At 54.9% G+C, this 19535-nt stretch carries 13 protein-coding genes, 1 tRNA gene and 1 pseudogene; 10 read left to right on the plus strand and 5 right to left on the minus strand.

Annotation, left to right across the window (positions count from 1 at the left end; all coding sequences use genetic code 11):
- Positions 1-29: 29 nt before the first annotated feature.
- A complete protein-coding gene (locus OS189_RS08990; RefSeq protein WP_267166955.1) occupies positions 30-1073 on the minus strand; it encodes an aldo/keto reductase in 1044 nt (347 codons plus the stop codon).
- A 150-nt stretch (positions 1074-1223) separates the two neighbouring features.
- On the opposite strand from OS189_RS08990, the gene OS189_RS08995 reads away from it, so the two are divergent.
- The 9 genes and pseudogenes from OS189_RS08995 (at position 1224) to OS189_RS09035 (ending at position 13321) form a co-directional block, all read left to right on the plus strand.
- Positions 1224-2459, plus strand: a complete 1236-nt coding sequence (locus tag OS189_RS08995; protein ID WP_267166956.1) for an MFS transporter — start codon at positions 1224-1226, stop codon at positions 2457-2459.
- A gap of 54 nt (positions 2460-2513) precedes the next feature.
- Positions 2514-2720 carry a hypothetical protein gene (locus OS189_RS09000; RefSeq protein ID WP_267166957.1) on the plus strand — a complete coding sequence of 69 codons (207 nt, stop codon included), beginning with the start codon at positions 2514-2516 and terminating at the stop codon, positions 2718-2720.
- A gap of 34 nt (positions 2721-2754) precedes the next feature.
- Positions 2755-3432, plus strand: coding sequence for a serine hydrolase (locus tag OS189_RS09005; protein ID WP_267166958.1), 678 nt, complete (start codon positions 2755-2757; stop codon positions 3430-3432).
- Positions 3433-3591: 159 nt separating this feature from the next.
- Entirely contained in the window at positions 3592-5334 is a 1743-nt protein-coding gene (gene metG, locus OS189_RS09010) for a methionine--tRNA ligase (protein ID WP_267166959.1), read from the plus strand.
- 91 nt (positions 5335-5425) lie between these two features.
- Entirely contained in the window at positions 5426-7096 is a 1671-nt protein-coding gene (locus OS189_RS09015; RefSeq protein WP_267166960.1) for a calcium-binding protein, read from the plus strand.
- Between the two features lie 365 nt (positions 7097-7461).
- Positions 7462-7755: pseudogene (locus OS189_RS09020) on the plus strand (integrase core domain-containing protein); the annotation flags it as partial.
- Between the two features lie 264 nt (positions 7756-8019).
- Entirely contained in the window at positions 8020-11148 is a 3129-nt protein-coding gene (locus OS189_RS09025) for a CHASE domain-containing protein (RefSeq protein WP_267166961.1), read from the plus strand.
- Between the two features lie 146 nt (positions 11149-11294).
- On the plus strand, positions 11295-12929 hold the full coding sequence (locus OS189_RS09030) for a PAS domain-containing sensor histidine kinase (protein ID WP_267166962.1): 1635 nt from the start codon (positions 11295-11297) through the stop codon (positions 12927-12929).
- 17 nt (positions 12930-12946) lie between these two features.
- Complete coding sequence (locus tag OS189_RS09035; RefSeq protein ID WP_267166963.1) at positions 12947-13321, plus strand: response regulator; 375 nt, start codon at positions 12947-12949, stop codon at positions 13319-13321.
- A 44-nt stretch (positions 13322-13365) separates the two neighbouring features.
- Here OS189_RS09035 and OS189_RS09040 read toward each other — a convergent pair whose 3' ends face one another.
- From OS189_RS09040 to OS189_RS09055, 4 genes are all read right to left on the minus strand, one after another.
- On the minus strand, positions 13366-13716 hold the full coding sequence (locus OS189_RS09040) for an Hpt domain-containing protein (protein WP_267166964.1): 351 nt from the start codon (positions 13714-13716) through the stop codon (positions 13366-13368).
- Positions 13717-13721: 5 nt separating this feature from the next.
- Complete coding sequence (locus OS189_RS09045) at positions 13722-14711, minus strand: response regulator (RefSeq protein ID WP_267166965.1); 990 nt, start codon at positions 14709-14711, stop codon at positions 13722-13724.
- 350 nt (positions 14712-15061) lie between these two features.
- A tRNA-Leu gene (locus OS189_RS09050) sits at positions 15062-15148 on the minus strand.
- Positions 15149-15447: 299 nt separating this feature from the next.
- Complete coding sequence (locus OS189_RS09055) at positions 15448-15921, minus strand: Lrp/AsnC family transcriptional regulator (protein ID WP_267166966.1); 474 nt, start codon at positions 15919-15921, stop codon at positions 15448-15450.
- 110 nt (positions 15922-16031) lie between these two features.
- Here OS189_RS09055 and putA point away from each other — a divergent pair, with 110 nt between their 5' ends.
- On the plus strand, positions 16032-19448 hold the full coding sequence (gene putA / locus OS189_RS09060; RefSeq protein ID WP_267166967.1) for a bifunctional proline dehydrogenase/L-glutamate gamma-semialdehyde dehydrogenase PutA: 3417 nt from the start codon (positions 16032-16034) through the stop codon (positions 19446-19448).
- The last annotated feature ends 87 nt before the right edge of the window (positions 19449-19535 follow it).

The raw sequence follows: 19535 nt of genomic DNA on the forward strand, positions 1-19535 counted from the left end.
GGCGACTCTTTATTTACATGGTTTCGCGTCTAGAACGGCATCGGATGCGCGCGGTGGGCTGTGTCGATATCGGCCATTACTTCATCGTCAAGCACCAGATCGGTGCCTTCGAGAATGCGCTCCAGCTGTGTCATCTCGGTGGCGCCGAAAATTACCGAAGCCATGAACGGGCGCTCACGGACCCACGCCAATGCCATGTGCACCGGATCAAGCCCGTGTCTGGAGGCGATATCCAGATAGGCATCGACTGCCGCAAACACATACGGTGTCTTGCGCCCGCCCAGATCGCCGCCATAAGACAGCCGTGATCCATCGGGCACAGCCCCGCCTTGATACTTGCCCGTCAACAGCCCTGTAGCCAGCGGGGAAAATGCCATCATGCCGATATCTTCGTTGTGGCACACCTCTGCCACATCGGTATCGGCCATGCGGCACAACAGGGAGTATTCGTTTTGTACCGTGGCAACACGCGGGCCATGCCCCCGCTCCGCCGCGTTTGCCCATTGGGTCAACCCCCACGCGCTTTCGTTGCTCATTCCGAAAGCACGAATGCGGCCCCGATCCACTTCTCTCTGCAGCGCGCCAAGGCAATCTTCGATATTCTGGATGGTCTCGGCGCGGTTTTGCGACGTTGGATCATACGACCAATGCTTGCGGAACATATAGCTGCCGCGATTGGGCCAGTGGAACTGGTAGAGGTCGATGTAATCGGTTTTGAGCCGCTCAAGCGATCCATCCAGTGCGGCGCTGATTGTTTCAGGTGTAATGTGGGCACCGTCACGCACGTGCATGACCCCTTCGCCCGCGTGTTTGCTGGCCAATACAACGCGGGCACGACCACCTGACCGGGCAAACCAGTCCCCGATGATTCCTTCGGTGCGCCCTTGGGTTTCGGCGCTGATCGGGTTTACCGGATAAAGCTCTGCCGTATCGACAAAATTTATCCCGGCGGCAAGCGCGCGATCAATCTGCGCATGTGCATCAGCGGATGCAGTTTGTGTGCCCCATGTCATTGACCCCAAACAATATTTGGAAACTTCAATATCCGTACGGCCAAGTTTTCTCATCTGCATCGCGCTGCCCTTTCTGTTCGTCGCGCAGACACTAGCTGGCGCATCTGTGGTCGCAACCGGTTTATGTGCTTGTCGGAAAATTAGACGGAAACAGACAATGTTTGTCGGATTTGTCTGTCCTTTTATATTCAACAGGATCATTCAAGTGACATGAGAATGATGATTTCATTTGCGGCGCTGTTTTTTTCTGTCGTCCTGTTGCAGTTATCGTCCGGCGGGGTTGGTCCGCTGGACGTACTTTCGGGCACCGCGCTCGGCTTTTCGCGTCAAGAGATCGGCATGCTCGGCTCGGCCCATTTTGTCGGGTTCTTTATCGGTTGCTGGTTTGCGCCGCGCCTTCTGGGCAGTGTCGGCCACAGCCGCGCCTTTGCCGCCTTTACCGCCGCAGGCAGCATCGGTCTGATCGCACACATGATGATCATCAACCCCTATGCATGGGCATTGATGCGGGTCGCGTCAGGTCTGTGCGTGGCGGGGTGTTATACCGTTGTCGAAGCATGGTTGCAGTCGAAAGTAACCAACGAAACCCGCGGTCGCGCCATGGGCACCTACCGGATGGTGGACATGACAGGCAGCCTTGCGGCCCAGGGAATCATCGGCATTCTGGCCCCTGCCGATTACATTTCATACAATATTCTCGCGATTTTGTGCTGTGCGGCTTTGCTCCCGATCACACTCACCACCGTGTCCCAACCCGAAACCCCGCAATCGCCGCGATTGCGCCCCGCGCTTGCCTACGCCCGCTCGCCCTTGGCTGTTGCGGGCGTGCTTGTCGCCGCGCTGTCCAGCGCGTCTTTCAGAATGGTTGGCCCGATTTACGGGCAGGAAGTGGGCCTGAGCGCGGGGCAAATCGCGTGGTTCCTGTCGGCCTTTGTGATCGGTGGCGCCATAGCGCAGCTGCCCATCGGATTGCTGGCCGACAAATTCGATCGCCGCAAAGTGTTGGTCTGGTTGTCCATCGCGTCCATCGGCAGTTGCGGCGTCACTATCGCAACGGCAGGCTGGGGTGTCAGCGGAGTGCTTTTATCTGCGGGATTGTTCGGTCTTACGACTTTCCCGATATATTCTGTCGCCGCCGCCCACGCCCATGATTTCGCTGCCTCAGACGAGCGGGTAGAGCTTTCTGCCGCTTTGATGTTCTGGTTTGCTCTGGGCGCAATCGCCGCGCCCTATGGCTCTTCCATCCTGATCGACAATTACGGCCCCAAGGCGTTGTTTATTCTGCTTGCCGGTGGCCATGGCGCATTGGTGCTGTTCAGCATTGCACGGATGAGAGCACGCCCGACACGCAAGGTACGCACCGCCTATATCAACGCGCCGCGCACGTCGTTCATCGTGGGGCGTTTGTTTGGCCGTGATCGCGAGAAATACAACAAGATGCCCTAGTGCTGCCTGTTTTTCGCGTCAAACCCCGCAGACCACACAGGGCGAGGTCGAGGGATGCGCATTTTACAACTTGTTGCCGCAGGATTGCTTTCCTTCCTGCTGATCGTTCTGATCTCTTCATTTTTGCCGCAAAAATCTTCGGCGGTACAGGTGGGCGCAGTAATTGCGCCCGTCACCGACCCCGCCAAGGTGGAAAGCGTATGGCGCGACTGGATGCAGCGCCCTGAGCTCAGCGAAAGCGCCATGGCCATCGGCGAGTAAGGCGTCATCACCCACAGCGCGGCAAGGGGCCGCGATGCCCTATCCTGTTGCCAGCCTGTCAAAAGCGGTGACCGCCATGTGCCTAAACGGCCTGCTAGCCCAATCTACGCACGGCTGGTCCACCCCGCTATCCGATCTGGGCGAGGTTTGGGAGAATATCGGCATGGCACCCCATCCTGAACTGGCAAAGCTGCCCTTATCCGTCCTTGCAACGCACACAAGCGGACTGCCGAAAAATATTGATGCCGATGAAACCGCCGGAGAGCGGCGCAACCTGTATACCCAGATCAATTTCGCCCGCGAAGCACTGCGTGATCCCCGACACCAAAGTGATAAGCGCACACATTCTTATTCAAACGTAAACTTCCCGCTGCTGGGTCAGATTATCGAATGCATGACAGGCGAGGCTTGCAGCGATGTCTGTTACCGCACAACAATGGCACCAGCAGGGGCAGCAGATGCCAGCATGTGGGCGACGGCGGGCTTCGGCGGGTGGATCGTGTCCGCACAGGACTACGCCCGCTTTGTGATGCATTGGCATCACCCGTCGCGCCCCTGGATGCAAGCGCCGCACAAGTTTTCCTACGATCGCGACAGCGGCGCAGGTTTGGGCGTATATCACCAATTCAGTGCAGGAGAACACACGCTTATCCGTTCCGGCCTATGGCGCAGCGCCCCCCCCCCTCGCGCCGCATCGGCGCGCAGTTTGTGAGCGCCACCAGCGGCACGGTTTTTGTGGCAAACTGGCAAGGCAGCCTGCCGCCCGAAGCCGACGCCGATCTGCGCAACGCGATCATCGCTGTACTGCACTAGATTGATCCTTGTCGCGCCAGCGGTTAAGGGGGGGATGATCTGCGAAGGAACCTCCCACATGACCCGTCATCTCATCACGTCTGCCATTCCGTATATCAACGGCATCAAACACCTCGGTAATCTGGTGGGAAGCCAGTTGCCCGCCGATCTTTATGCCCGTTACCAGCGCCAGCGCGGCAACGAAGTGCTGTTTCTGTGCGCCACGGACGAACACGGCACCCCTGCTGAACTGGCCGCCGCAAAGGCTGGCAAGCCTGTCGAGGAATATTGTGCGGAAATGTACGCGGTGCAGGCGGACATCGCCCAGCGGTTCGGCCTGTCATTTGACCATTTCGGACGGTCGTCATCGGAGCAGAACAAGCGCCTGACCCAGCATTTTGCAGGTGCGCTGGCAGACGAAGGGCTGATCGAGGAAGTCGAGCAAAGCCAGATTTATTCCAAAACCGATGGCCGCTTTCTGCCTGACCGCTATGTCGAGGGCACCTGCCCCAACTGCGGGTTCGAAGATGCGCGCGGCGACCAATGCGACAACTGCACCAAGCAACTTGATCCCGAAGACCTGATCAATCCACGCTCGACCGTGTCGGGTGCAACCGATCTGGAGATGCGCGCGACCAAACACCTGATGCTGCGTCAGAGCGCGATGAAAGACCGTCTGGACGACTGGATCAACTCTAAAATTGATTGGCCGGTTCTGACCACCTCAATCGCCAAAAAGTGGCTGCATGACGGTGACGGATTGCAAGACCGCGGCATCACCCGCGATCTGAGCTGGGGCGTGCCTGTCAAACGTGGCGACAAGCCTTGGCCGGGGATGGAGGGCAAGGTGTTTTACGTCTGGTTCGATGCCCCGATTGAATATATTGCCTGTGCGCAGGAATGGGTTGATGCCGGCAAGGCTCCCGCGCCCGCAGGGGGCGCAAACGAAGACAGTGTCTGGCAGCGTTGGTGGCGCACTGACAAGGGCGCCGATGACGTACGCTATACCCAGTTTATGGGCAAGGACAACGTTCCGTTCCACACGCTTTCCTTCCCCGCCACAATCATGGGTTCAAACGAGCCTTGGAAGCTGGTCGATTACATCAAATCGTTTAACTACCTGAATTATGATGGTGGCCAGTTCTCTACGTCACGCGGGCGCGGCGTGTTTATGGATCAGGCGCTTGAAATTCTGCCCGCCGACTACTGGCGCTGGTGGCTGCTTTCGCACGCGCCCGAAACATCGGATTCCGAATTCACATGGGACGCATTTCAGGTCGACGTAAACAAAGACCTTGCCGACGTGCTGGGTAATTTTGTCAGCCGGATCACAAAGTTCTGTCGGTCCAAATTTGGCGAAGCGGTGCCGGAAGCAGGCGAATACGGCGAAGCGGAACAAGCGCTGATTGCCGATTTGAGCGAGCGTGTGGCGCGATACGGTGAGCAGATGGACAAGATGGAGGTGCGCAAATCAGCCGCCGAACTGCGCGCGATTTGGGCAGCGGGCAATGAATACCTCCAAGCGCAAGCACCATGGACCACCTTCAAAACTGACCCCGACAAGGCCGCAGCACAAGTGCGCCTCGCGCTCAACCTGATCCCGCTTTATGCCACGCTTGCCGCGCCGTTCATTCCCGATGCCGCGCAGAAAATGCTGGCAGGCATGAAAATCGCCGATGCTGGATGGCCCGATGATGTTCCCGCCGCCGTGGCCAAACTGTCTGCCGGTCATGCGTTCGAAGTGCCCGAAGTATTGTTCGCCAAAATAACCGACGAGCAGCGCGAGGAATGGGCAGAGCGCTTTGCTGGCAAGAGAGACTAGCATCTTCCCGCTCCTGCTGACGGACTCGACCCAGCCGCTGGGCTGCTGCTAACGTATTTTAAAATCGTCAGTAAGTCGGGAAGTTTAGGCCATGGAAATCGTACTTTTGATTCTGGCCGCTGTGTCTTTTGCGGCTTTTTCTTCTGACTCGGGTGATCCGGTCGAAAAAGAAGTCGTCGACCCCGATGAAGGCGAGCTTCCGCCCGAGCCGGAAACTCCGGTAGCGCCCAATCCCCCTACTGTGGTCGAGCCGCCTTTCGTTCCGGATGGGATTGTGGCCACTGATGGTGACGACAGCCTCACCGGCACAGAAAACGCCGATTTGATCGAAGCCATGGACGGCAACGACACTGTCAGCGGTATGGGCGGTGATGATACCATTCTTGGCCAAAACGGCGATGACATCCTGAATGGCGGCGCCGACAATGACTTCATCGATGGTGGTCTGGGCGATGATACACTTCTAGGCAGTGATATTGTCCCCGCAGATGAAATCAGCGAAAGCGATTCCGACACAATAATTGGCGGAGGCGGCAATGACTATTTGCGCGGCTACAATGGCAACGACAGCCTGCGCGGGGGCAGCGGCAGCGACACAATTTGGTCGGATACCGGTGATGACACCCTGAACGGCGGTTCCGGGAACGACGAACTGCGCGCGATGGAAGGTGACGATCTGCTGGTTGGCGGCGACGGAAACGACGATCTGGCTGGTGGCAGAGGATCTGACACGATCTTTGGCGGAGCCGGTAACGATGTTCTTGTTTCCCGCGGTATTGCCGGTGCCAATCCGGGCCCGAACAATGATTTCCTGGACGGCGGTGAAGGTGACGACATCCTGCGCGGCGACCGCGGCAGCACTCTTACAGGTGGTCTGGGTGCAGATACCATGACGCTGGAGGAAAGCATATCCGACACGCTTGTCCCTCAAATTATCGACTACGATCCGACAGTGGACAGCCTGCACATCGATATCATAGCGGGTGATGGCGACGGCGGCGCATTCACCTTGCAACCGCGCAGCGATGGCGACGGCAGCAATTTGTACCTTGGTGATGATTTGGTCGCTGAATTTTTGGGCACCAGCCCCCTCACACTGACGGATATCACTCTTGTGGTGAGGCTAGAGTCTTCTGATGGTTCAACGACCGAATACACATTGGGCGAAAGCGTTGACGGCAGCTATGTCATTGGCAGCTATGGGGATGATGATATTTCCGCCAGCAACAGCGGCGATGTCATTTCGGGTGTCAACGGTAGTGACGTGCTGAATGGCGGCGCGGGCAACGACACGATCTTTGCTGATGGTGGATCGGTGTTCACCTATGACCATGAAACCGAAACCAACACTCTCCTCGAAACAGACACAGTCTCAGGTGGCGGTGGTGATGATGTAATCTTCTCTGTGAACGGCAACATGATCACAGGCGGCGAAGGCGACGATCTGTTCGTCATCCAGCATGATCTGGATACACTTAGGGCCGACGAGCCGCTTCCTCCGACGATAATTACCGATTTCATAGCAGGCGAGGATACGATTCTCGTCAGAACAATTCCCGGATCCCGCCTTGATCCATTAATTTTATCATTGACCCCGCTGGAAGACGACACCGGCGCAGAGCTGCGTCAAGAAGGAGAAGTCATCGCTGTGATCATCGGCGGACAGGACCTGACCCTTGCGGATATCAACGTCGGAGAAATGTCCAACGGTGAATACGTCCCTTATGCACCCTACAACCTGATCCCCCGCTACCTTTCCTGAGCGTGAAGGGTGGTGCGGTCGGAGCGCATTGAAATCATGTTTATGGTGTTTCGCGGTCCGCCGGCGCGAAACACCATGATTTATTGAACCGTTCTGCAGTTCAACGATCAAAAACGCCCGTTAGCATAATCTGATTTGGGGGTGGACGGTGGGACAGTGGCTTTGACCAGTTGTCTGCACAGTGCGTAAAGTCTTTGGAGTTTGGCAGGCACTTGGCCGGCGGCAGATTGTGAATGTTCAGGAACAGTGATGGCGGCGGCAAGTAGATGTTACGCGTCCACGTTCATGGTGGGCTGGGCGAAATTCGCTGACCTGCCCCCCCGCCATTCTCACGCATGTAGACATGCGTTGCGGCGCAACAGAACAAGCCTCAGCAGAATGATTTTGTCAAAACCTTCAACGGCAGCCTGCGCGACAAGGAAATTTTCGACACATTAAATGATGCTCGCCGCAAGCTGGCCCTCTGGCGGTATGATTACAACAACGCCAGACCGCACGCATCACCCGGAAACCAAACACCCGCTGAAGCGCGCCGTACGATGCAGAAATCTGAGGGCTCCGCACACGATGCGCTTGCCCAACCAGACGGCGAAGACTATAAACTCCAAACCCGCGAACTCTCCTTACGAATAAGGAAGCCTTGGGGGCGCAGGTCTTAGATGTCAGCACTATCGCGAATTTTCTCTGATCAATTCGAAACAGGTGCGATAAAACCACATTATTGAGAGTTTAAGAAGATAACCCATCTCGCAGATGCATTTGGCGCTTAAAACAACTAAAAGTAGAACGAAAGCGTGTCAAAAGGATCTGCTTAGAAAGTTTTTCCAAGCAGGAACAAGCTATTGTGAGGTGCCGGTTTGTTTTCTCGATTAGACGTCTTTCTGGTATCTGGGCTTTTGGCCCTCACTGGCATGCTTTTTACAATGGATCTCAATCATCACACCCGTAAAGGTGCGCAGGAATTTGAGGCTATCACGAAAGAAAGTTTTGATGTCCTAGATGCTCGCTTGCGTACTTATCTGCTGAGCATCAAGGGCACAGCTGCGTTTGTAGCAGCATCACGTGAAGTCACGAAAAGTGATTTTCGAGTTTACGTTGACGGTCTGAACATCCCAGAGCAGTTGCCGAGCATCACGGGCATCGGTTTGATTGAAGAAGTCCCTGAAGCCGATATTAATGAATTTCTGCGGCGGATGCGCTTAGAGGTTGATCCTGACTTTAGCATACGGCGCCGCTCTGCGGAAAATGTTCACCATGTCATTAAGTATATGGAGCCAGAAGATAATAACGCAGAAGCGATAGGGTTGGATGTAACCTTTGCCGCCAACCGCGCTGCTGTAATGCGAGAGGCAAAAGCTACCGGAGAACCGCGTCTTACGCCGCCGATTTATCTGGTGCAGTCGGATGCATCGCGCGCAGGATATGTTCTGTTCATGCCGATTTATAGAACGACGTTAGAATCCGAAAAACGTGGCCCTTTTCTCGGATGGATTAATGCAGCTTTTGTTGCGCAGGATATGTTCTCGAACCTGACCTCAACCCATGGGCAAAGTTATGGTTTTAGAGCATTCGACGGCAAACCCGCAGAGGGCAGCGCACCCTTGTACGAAGAAGTGGGAGCCACCGTTTCGCAAGCAAAATTCACTGAAGTCTATCAAATCGAGCGATTTGGCCGAAATTGGACTCTTGAGTTTTACAGCACACCGAAGTTTGAAGCAGCGTTGCGAACATATCAACCACTGAGCATTTTGATCGCCGGGCTGACACTGACTGCAATGCTTATTTCGATATTGCGAAATACCCGGCAGCGCACACAAAACCTCAAAAAAGTTTCCGAACTGAAATCCCGCCAAATAATAGCGCAAGAACAGGAAACCCGGTCCATCGTTGAAAACGATGTCACGTCCGTTTTCTTACTGGATGCCTCCGATCGGATCCTTTTTGCCAATCAAGCGGCACAGAATTGCTTTGGTCGAAGTGCCGAGGAGCTTTACATGGCCCCGCTCTCGTCCATTGCAACACCAGCACGACCCTCGGATGGTTCCTTTAATGCAAAAGGCATAACCCGCTCGGGAAGTCAGCTTGAGCTGGACCTCCACCGGAACGAGTGGACAAGCAGTGAAGGCGATAAACGGAGTACGGTCATTCTGCGCGATCTTACCAGCCAAAATGCTGATCGCCGTTCGCTCAACCAAAGCAAGGCCCTTTTCGATATGGCGCTTCAAGGATCCGAAATCGGCGTGTTCGATATCGATCTCACGACAGGTAAATCCGAGGTGTCAGATACATGGTGCAGGATTATGGGCTACGATCAGAGGTGCAACGGGCTCGATACTCAGAGAAGCTTTATCGAGCGCATTCATCCGGATGACATTGGCATTCTGGAGCAGGCAGATGCTGATTGCATAGCGGGGAAAACTGTTCGTTCGACAACCGAATACCGCCTGAGGACAAAGGATGGCAGCTGGTGCTGGATGCGGTCCGACGCTGTTGTTGCCGAACGGGACGAGCAAGGCAAAGCGCTTAGGCTAATCGGAACGCAGATCGATATCACGGAACTTCGTCACGATCGCAACGCGCTCGAAAATAGCGAAAAGCTATTTCGGCAAATAATTCAACACGCTCCAATTGGCATGGCTTTGATGGATGATGGCGGCAACTTCATCAACGTCAACTCGGCGTTTTCCGACCTTGCAGGTAGAAGCGAGGCGGATCTCATGAGCAGTGCGCGTCTTTCGGATATGATCCCCAATACAGAACGCAAATCAATTTACTCTGCGATATCGACAATGATGTCAAATAACGATCAGTCGGTCTATTCTGCTGAACATCAGATCATCATGCCGAGTGGAGAAAAGCGGTGGGGTCTCCTTAGTATCTCATGGTCATTCGATAAAAACCAGAACCGCTATTTTTTCATAGGTCAGATTATCGACATCACAGATCAAAAGAAAATTGATCTTATGAAAGATGAATTCGTTTCTACAGTGAGCCACGAATTACGCACACCGCTGACATCTATAAAAGGTGCGCTTGGGCTGCTGTTGGCTGGGAAGACGGCCGCACTAACACCGGCGCAGTCGCGCCTGATAGATATTGCGAAATCCAATGCTGACCGGTTGACCGACATCGTGAACGATATTCTCGACCTCGAAAAGATATCCGCAGGGGAGGTGACGTTTAATACGACCGAGCTCGACCTCGCAGAGATTATTGAGGTCAGCGTACAGCAAATGTCTCCATTCGCAACCACGCACAACAGTACCATCCGGGTTGACATACCCGAAGCGCGCTTGCCGGTATGTGCAGATTACGGTCGCACCCAACAGGTTCTTGCCAACCTTATCTCCAACGCCTGCAAATATTCCGATGCCGATAGCGAAGTTGTCGTCAAAGCAGAACAGATCGACGACGAAATAATCGTTTATGTCCAAAATAGCGGCCCTGGTGTGCCGGACAGCTTTCGGTCCAAAATTTTTAAGCCCTTTTCACAGGCTGACGGATCTGACACCCGTACAACCGGCGGTACAGGGCTGGGCCTGAATATATCAAAACAGATCGTGCAGCGTCAGGGAGGAAAGATTGGATTTGAGAGTATTGCGGATGTCGTAACGATATTCTGGTTCACAATCCCTGTCTCGGACTATGCGACAGTGGTCGCACACAAAGAGGCATCCAAGCCGAGATCGATAGAGCGCGAAAATCTGAAGATTTTACATGTTGAAGATGATCATGATTTTGCAGAAATCCTCGCAGCCTCACTTGAGGACTTCGCCGATTTACGGCACGCAAGCTCACTCGCGACTGCGCAGAAATTCATTACCGGTGAGCCGCTGGATATTGTCATCCTAGATTGGACCCTTCCGGATGGCGATGCTAGAAGCCTTATTGCGCAGATTGCTCAATTGCAGCCGAAGGCAAAGATCATCGGGCTTTCGGCCAATGGCAACCGATCAAATGATCCGCGGCTATTTGCAGATATTGTGAAGAGCCGAGCCGAGATGGCCACTGTCGTTGCATCGATTAACAAGTGCAGACAGCTTGCTTCTTGAGCGGGTGCCGCAAGAAAAACGTTTAATGTCATATTCATGACGAATTCTAATGGCATTCCTCAGACCAATAGTCAGAAGATGATCATAATCGTATGATCCTTTAACAATGCTTGTGGGGCCGAGGTCCGATGAAAAAGTCGATAACTATGATGTCCAGCACCGCACTCGCGATAACTTGCGGCTGCGGTGTTGCGACGGGGTGGTACTCCCTTACCCAGCTGGCCCTGTCGGGCGGGCCTGCACAAGTGATCCCCATTTTCGGTGCAATCGTATTGGCTGGAACTGTTCCGACCGTCATCATAAAAAAGACTGTAGAGAGCCGGTTCCGGGATTTTCGGCATTCGATGTCGCAGCGGCTTGATGCGTTTGACAAACATGCCTGCATCAACATCGTGGATGAAACCGGAAACCTGACAGAAGTGAATGAAAAGCTGCTCGAGTTGACGGGCTATGACCGTACCGATCTGATCGGGCAGCCTGTAACATTGCTCTACAATGATCTCGATAGTAAAATCGCTTTCGATATTCGGGAAAACCTTCACAGTGGCAAAAGCTGGAAAGGGGAAACGCCGCTTCGCCGTAAAGACGGCCGCGAGATTTTTACTGAATCAACAATAATGCCCCTGTTCGACCCTGCCGGAAACTGGTCGGGATCAATTTCAGTCCGGACCGACATCAGCAGTACGAATGAACTCGTCGCCGAGCGTCATACCGCCCAAACTCTTTATGAGTTGCGCGATGACATCTGGATTATAGATTCCGGCATGGAAACAGTTAGCTACTTGAACCGCACCGCAGAGAACCGGTTTAACACTTGCCGAAAAGACTACCCAAAACGGAGTGTGAGCGATCTGGACCCGTCAGGCGATACCGCCGAAGTTTTGGCGTCGTGCCGCGCCCTTGTCGCTGATGGCAAGACCACCAGTCGCTTTGAAACAGTACTGATGGGCGCGCCTGTCGATGTAAGCATTAAATTCCTGACAGGTGCAGAAAACTCTGGCAGGTATCTCATTCTGATCTCCGACATATCGGAACGGGTCGAGCAAGAAAAACAGAAATCCGCGTTTATCTCGACCGTTAGCCACGAGCTGCGCTCTCCTTTGACGTCGATAAAGGGTGCGATGGGCTTGCTGTTATCAAACTCTGCGGGCGACCTTCCAGATAGGGCCATCTCCCTCCTGGAGATCGCCCACCGCAATGCCGACCGTTTGATCCTGATCATAAACGATATCCTCGACCTTGATAAATTGGCAGATGGCGAGATGGATATCGAGATCAAGGAGGTCGATCTGTCGGAGCTGATTAGAGAAGCGGATCAAGCGAGTGCAGTGTTACAACAACGCTTTGGTGTCCAGATTGAGCTGACGGGAACCGAAAGTGCCTTTCCGTTTAATACCGACCCAAATAGATTTCTTCAGGTAATGACAAACCTACTGTCGAACGCCTACAAATTCTCAAAACCGGGCGGGACGATATTCGTTGACGTGAGGGACGAAGGCGAGCTTGTCCGAGTGTCTGTCACCGATGAAGGGCAAGGGATTCCTCTAGATGAACAGCACAAAATATTTAGCAGGTTTTCAGACATGACGAATTCGGATCGAGCTTTAAAAGGCGGAACGGGGCTTGGCCTCAATATCTGTAAGGCGATTGTTGAAAACATGGGCGGAACAATCGGTTTTGAGTCGGCTGAGGGAAAGGGCGCTAGGTTCTTTTTCTGTTTGCCAAAGGTGCAATCCGCGCCTTCCAGCATCAAAACACTCGACGTCAAACGTTGCGCTTGAACAAGGAGAAGCAACTGATGATCAAGTTATTGCATGTAGAAGATGATGCGGACATTCGTGAAATTGCGCTCATGGCTCTTGAGCTTTCAGGAGAATTTGACGTTCTTCAATGCGGATCAGGTCAGGAAGCGGTTGCCAAGGCTGCCGCATTTGCGCCGGATGTATTCTTGCTCGATATGATGATGCCCGGAATGACTGGCCGTGAAGCGTTGGACCATATGCGAAAGGACCCGCTATTGGAAAACGTTCCCGCAATTTTCATGACCGCACGTGCCCAGCACTTTGAAATTGAGGAGCTGTTGAAGAACGGCGCTGTCGAAGTAATTGCCAAACCGTTTGATCCAATGGCATTGCCTGAGCAGATAAAGCTGGCGATGAGTAAGTCGACTTAGCGAACTGCTTCACCCGAACACATGAACAGGTAAAGCCGCCAGAGTTAGCTGGAACGAGATATCAGATTTTGGCTTTCAGTCACGAAAGCGTCCAGATTCGTGAGGATTTCTTGCATCAAAACGGAATGTCTGGACGGTGCGCTCTCGAAAAATTTGATAATCAGTTCCTCACATTTTCGCGCGGTCTGACCAAATTCCCTAAAGCCGAGCGATCCTGCGGTTCCGGCTATCTGGTGCAACGTGTTTTGTGCTGCCTGTAAATTGAGACGTTTCGTATCTGCATCGTCGCTTTCCCATGCCAACAATGCATACTGAGCGATATCCGCCTGACGTGCTGTTTGGAGATGTAGAAAACGCGCTCTTATACGGTCAAGTCCTGGTAGTTCTTGCGACATTGCGTTCATGCCCGCTGTGGAGCAAGCCAAAGGTCATTCATCGACCGCTCATGTGCAGCACTCGCTTCCTCGGCTGACATATAAGCCGCAGAAATGGCTTCCATAACCGTATTTTCACATTTCCAGATCATCCTCATCGCCTCACCCGCACTCACCCGTACGAAAAGTTGCTGACCCGAGTTGTCGTAAAGTTCAGTGCGCGAAAGCGAGAGGTTCACAGCGTCCATGAGAACAGCCATGTTAGGGCGCCAGCCGCTTTCTGTGACACAAACGAAGGTGCCGCTGCCAGCGTAGGACATCAGAAATTGAAGACCTGCCAATGTGTCAGAAATAACTTCGGCGACATCAGAGATCAGGAACGAGAACTCTGCTGAGGACATTAAATGATGATGCTCTTCGATCTTGCGGATTGTGAAAGCAAATGTGGCTGAGCCAAATAGAGAACCGCGCGCGAGTTGCCGAACATAATTTTCGAGTGCCGGATATTCTATGACGTTTTCGACATCATAGATTGAGATAGGATCGTGGAGTTCGATCACAGATCCGCTGTTGGTCTGTACGGCGGGCGTAATTGGCGATTGGACGGCAAAAATCTTGTCCGTTTTTATCCGTCGGGTGGTCACTAGATCATTTACCAATTGTAGACGGGCCTTAAGCTCTGCAACTTCAAAAGGTTTGGTTACATAGTCGGTTGCACCAGCGGAAAATGCCGCATCAATATACCTTTTGTCGGACATGGCCGTCAGCATAAGTATAGGGGTATCAACAAAATTCTTCATGCTGCGAATTTTTTGAGTGAGTTCGATGCCATCCATCTCTGGCATCTGGATATCAAACAGGAAACAATCGAAAGCAGCGCCTTCTTGTGCATAAACAAGGTCCAGCGCGTGGTTGCCAGAGGGTGCAGTCACCAGCTGATGGCCACCTACTACGTCAACAAATTGCGATAACAGTTCCAAGATGATAGGATCATCGTCAACCGCCAGAATTTTCATCACTCTCTCCAGAACACATTTCGGAAATCACCCGATTCCCGGTTTCTAATCTCTCCCTACAACCTGACGGTGAATAGTGGCGGAAATTTGTCGCTTCGAAACAATCCTCAAATTCGTCACGTATTGTTGCACTCTTCCGTATCGAGTGTTGTCAATCGATCGGCAGCACTTCTTGCTTGTCCAGAACAAGCCGACAGACGCATTTCCACCCTGTCTGCCCCCAAAGCAACGTCGGAAAAGACGCCGGTCGTTTAGTGGAACATCAATGCACAGCGAAAGGCGGGCCATGGAATAGACCAAGGCCAGTCTCAACCTAATCAATTAAAAAATATAAAGATAAACCTAGATAGTGGTGCGGGCGGTGGGACTCGAACCCACACGGGGCTACACCCCAACAGATTTTAAGTCTGGTATGTCTACCATTCCATCACGCCCGCATGTCACAGAGCACATAAGTCTGCGACTGCTGCACAATACTAATCGCGCGCGCAGTGTAAATGTATCAACTGCGCAATTGTCAAAAAGTCTTGATCAATTGAGCCAAATGGTGCTCTTCGGCCAGCAGAGCGGCTTTTTGACACCGATGGTGTGTGTGCCTCAGGACCGCAATCCGCACGTCTTATTGATACTGGGCAGTTCCATCAGCGCCAGCCCCCTGCCCGATTTCCCCCGGACGCGGGGTTGGCATAAACAACTTGATCCGCATGCTTGATTGATGCCGCTTTCCGAAGCTGCTTCATGTTCCTTCGGACAGCATCACTTCTTTCACCGCTTCCATCGCCACATAGGTCGAGGTGGACGCCACATGCGGCAGGGCTGAAATCGTATCTCCAAGAAACGCACGGTAATCGGCCATATCGCGGGTGCGCACTTTTAGCAGATAATCGAAGTTTCCGGCAATCATATGCGCCTGTTCGATTTGCGGCACACGCGCAACTGCCGCGTTAAAGGCGGACAGCGCTGCTTCCCGCGTATCGGTCAGACGCACCTCTACAAAGGCCACATGATCCAGCCCCAACCGGATCGGGTTCAGCATCGCGCGATACCCCAGAATAACGCGGCTTTCCTCCAGACGGCGCAGGCGCGCCTGTGTCGGTGATTTGGACAGGCCGATGCGTTTGGCAAGATCCGTGATGCTGATGCGCCCGTCTTCAGCTAACGTCGCCAGAATCGCCTGATCGAACCGGTCCAGATCAAAAGTGTTTTGCACCACTAATCTCCCTAAAATAGCGCATTCTACCCTGTAATTTTGGCATCTTCAGTCAACATGACTACTAACACTACGCTACATTAGCCAAAGTTTACATTCGGAGCCAGAAAATGCTACGTGATACTTCATCCTCCCTGCGAGCCAGCATTGATGCAGGCACCTATAGTGATCCCAATACCGTTCTAAACAACCTGATAGAAACAGCCGCGCTGGACTCGTCAGCACGGCGCGCAATCAGTGCCGCTGCCGCGGGTCTGGTGCGCGACATTCGCGCGACCACAGCGCCCGGCATGATGGAAGTGTTCCTAGCCGAATACGGCCTGTCTACCGACGAAGGTGTTGCCCTGATGTGTCTGGCCGAAGCGCTGTTGCGTGTACCGGATGCCGAAACCATGGATGCGCTGATAGAGGACAAGATCGCACCGTCTGACTGGGGCCGTCACTTGGGGCATTCGACCTCGACCATGGTGAATGCATCGACTTGGGCGTTGATGCTGACGGGTCGTGTGCTGGACGATGAACAGCCCGGCCCCATCCGCCACCTGCGTGCGGCGATCAAACGCATGGGCGAGCCTGTTATTCGCACCGCAGTGGCCCGCGCCATGAAGGAAATGGGCCGCCAGTTTGTTCTGGGCGAGGATATCAAAAGCGCCATGAAACGCGCCGCTGGGATGGAGGCGAAGGGTTTCACTTATTCCTATGACATGCTGGGCGAGGCCGCGCGCACCGAGGCAGATGCACGACGCTACCATCTCAGCTACTCCGATGCGATCAGCTCGATCGCGAGGGGCTGCACCCATGATGATATCCGCAAAAACCCCGGCATTTCGGTAAAGCTGTCCGCCCTGCACCCCCGTTACGAGGTGGCACAAGAGGCCTTCGTCATGCGGGATCTGGTGCCGCGTCTGCGCGCGCTGTGCCTGCTGGCGAAATCCGCAGGCATGGGCCTGAACGTCGACGCAGAAGAGGCTGATCGTCTTGGCCTGTCGCTGGATGTGATCAACGCGGTGATGTCGGAACCCGCGCTCGCGGGGTGGGACGGTTTCGGCATTGTCGTCCAAGCCTACGGCCCACGCGCCGCAAGCGCTATTGATGCGCTATACGATATGGCAAAAACACACGACCGCCGGATCATGGTGCGTTTGGTCAAAGGTGCGTATTGGGACACCGAAATCAAGCGCGCGCAGGTTGAGGGCGTGGACGGTTTCCCCGTCTTTACCCGCAAGGCGGCCACAGATGTCAGCTATATCGCGAATGCACGCAAGCTGCTGGGCATGACGGATCGCATTTATCCGCAGTTCGCCACCCATAACGCGCATACGGTTGCCGCTGTGCTGCACATGGGCCATGACAAAGAAGGCTATGAGTTCCAGCGCCTGCACGGCATGGGCGAGACACTGCACAACATTGTTTTGCAAAAACACGGCAGCCGCTGCCGCATCTACGCGCCCGTTGGCGCGCATAAAGATTTGCTGGCCTATCTGGTGCGCCGCCTGCTTGAAAACGGTGCCAACTCCAGCTTCGTCAACCAGATCGTAGATGAGGAAGTGCCCCCCGAAGAGGTCGCCGCCGACCCGTTTGCCAAGCTTGAAGACAGCATCGCGATCATCCCTACCGGAGCGGAAATTTTCTATCCGCTTCGGGCGAATGCGCGTGGTTTTGATCTGACCCACACACCGACACTGACCGCGATAGAAGACGCGCGCGCGCCTTTCCTTGATCACGCATGGCAGGCTGTACCGTTGGTGTCGGGTGGTGCGACGGGCGCAGATGCGCAGGATGTGATTAACCCTTCGGGCACTGGAAAACCGGCCGGCACCGTGCGCAACGCAACTGATGCCGATGTGGCCAAGGCACTGGATGCCGCGACGCCGTGGAGTGCGCCACTGGATGAACGTCGCGCGGCACTGCTGCGCGCCGCAGAGATTTACGAGAACCGCTACGGCGAGATATTCGCACTGCTGACCCGTGAAGCAGGCAAGGGATTGCCCGACTGCGTGGCCGAACTGCGCGAAGGTGTGGACTTTTTGCGCTACTACGCTGCACAGGCCACCAACACGCCGCCTGCTGGCGTATTCACCTGCATTTCGCCATGGAATTTCCCGTTCGCGATCTTCCTCGGCCAGATCAGTGCGGCACTTGCCGCCGGAAACGCAGTGCTTGCCAAGCCCGCAGAACAAACACCGCTGATTGCCCATCTGGCAACCACGATCCTGCACGAAGCGGGTGTGCCCCTCACGGCTTTGCAACTGTTGACCGGCGGTGGTGAGGTCGGCGCGGCGCTGACGTCGGATGCGCGCATCAACGGGGTGGCTTTCACCGGCTCAACCGCCACGGCGCAGCGTATTCGCGCAGCCATGGCCGACAACTGCGCCCCCGGCACGCCATTGATTGCGGAAACAGGCGGCCTGAACGCAATGATTGTCGACAGCACCGCGCTGCCCGAACAGGCAGTACAAGCGATCATCGAAAGCGCGTTCCAGTCCGCAGGCCAGCGGTGTTCTGCGCTGCGCTGCCTTTATATTCAGGAAGATATCGCAGAACCCTTCCAAAAGATGCTAATCGGCGCGATGCAGGCCCTGCGCATGGGCGATCCGTGGGACCTGAGCACTGATGTAGGCCCCGTCATCGACGAAGCCGCACGTGCAGGGATCGCCGCCCATATCGAAACCGCCCGCAGCGAGGGGCGTCTTGTCGCGGAGCTTTCCCCGCCGGACCACGGCACTTTCATCGCCCCTACAATTATCAAGGTTGACAGCATCAACGCACTGGAGCGGGAGGTTTTTGGCCCGGTCTTGCATATTGCCACCTTCAAATCCGGCGATCTTGACGCCGTTATCGATGCCATCAATGCCACAGGCTACGGTCTGACATTCGGCCTGCACACCCGCATCGACGACCGCGTGCAGCACGTCTCTGAAAGGATCGAGGCAGGCAACATCTACATTAACCGCAATCAGATCGGTGCAATCGTCGGCTCGCAACCCTTTGGCGGCGAAGGGCTGTCCGGCACCGGACCCAAAGCAGGCGGCCCGAATTATCTGCCACGCTTTTCCACCCCCGATGTGGCAGAACAACCCGCCCCATGGGACAGCAAAGCCGCCCTACCGCCCCTTCCGGAGCACGCACCACAGATCATCGATACCTTGTCCCTGCCCGGTCCAACGGGGGAAAGCAACCGTCTCTCCACCCTGCCGCGCGCAGCGATCTTGTGCGCCGGACCAACAGCCAAAACCGCTGCGGCCCAGAAACGTGCCGTCGAAGCGCTTGGCGGTGTTGCTGTTACCGCAACCGGTGAAATCGACGCAAAAGACCTCACCACCGGCCCCGAGTTCGGCGGCGTCCTGTGGTGGGGCGATGACGAAACCGCGCGGAAATACGATCAGGCGCTGGCACTGCGCAAAGGCCCGATCATACCACTGCTGCGCGGCCTGCCCGATACCGCACGCGTCCGCCAGGAGCGGCACGTCTGCGTCGATACAACCGCATCGGGTGGCAACGCGGCCCTGTTGGGGGCATCGGCGTAGTACTCGACTATGCTCATCAGATCGGGGCGCATCCCCGCGCGCCCCGGCTACCGCCGCCATTGTTCAAGGGCGCACATCTGCCGCGCG

The organism is Sulfitobacter sp. F26169L (assembly GCF_026410285.1).
In the GTDB taxonomy this organism is placed as follows: Bacteria; Pseudomonadota; Alphaproteobacteria; order Rhodobacterales; family Rhodobacteraceae; genus Sulfitobacter.

Coding starts and splice junctions, on each gene's coding strand:
- OS189_RS08990 (WP_267166955.1), bottom strand. CDS start 1,073: ATGCAGATGAGAAAACTTGGCCGTACGGATATTGAAGTTTCCAAATAT.
- OS189_RS08995 (WP_267166956.1), top strand. CDS start 1,224: ATGAGAATGATGATTTCATTTGCGGCGCTGTTTTTTTCTGTCGTCCTG.
- OS189_RS09000 (WP_267166957.1), top strand. CDS start 2,514: ATGCGCATTTTACAACTTGTTGCCGCAGGATTGCTTTCCTTCCTGCTG.
- OS189_RS09005 (WP_267166958.1), top strand. CDS start 2,755: ATGCCCTATCCTGTTGCCAGCCTGTCAAAAGCGGTGACCGCCATGTGC.
- metG (WP_267166959.1), top strand. CDS start 3,592: ATGACCCGTCATCTCATCACGTCTGCCATTCCGTATATCAACGGCATC.
- OS189_RS09015 (WP_267166960.1), top strand. CDS start 5,426: ATGGAAATCGTACTTTTGATTCTGGCCGCTGTGTCTTTTGCGGCTTTT.
- OS189_RS09025 (WP_267166961.1), top strand. CDS start 8,020: ATGGATCTCAATCATCACACCCGTAAAGGTGCGCAGGAATTTGAGGCT.
- OS189_RS09030 (WP_267166962.1), top strand. CDS start 11,295: ATGATGTCCAGCACCGCACTCGCGATAACTTGCGGCTGCGGTGTTGCG.
- OS189_RS09035 (WP_267166963.1), top strand. CDS start 12,947: ATGATCAAGTTATTGCATGTAGAAGATGATGCGGACATTCGTGAAATT.
- OS189_RS09040 (WP_267166964.1), bottom strand. CDS start 13,716: ATGTCGCAAGAACTACCAGGACTTGACCGTATAAGAGCGCGTTTTCTA.
- OS189_RS09045 (WP_267166965.1), bottom strand. CDS start 14,711: ATGAAAATTCTGGCGGTTGACGATGATCCTATCATCTTGGAACTGTTA.
- putA (WP_267166967.1), top strand. CDS start 16,032: ATGCTACGTGATACTTCATCCTCCCTGCGAGCCAGCATTGATGCAGGC.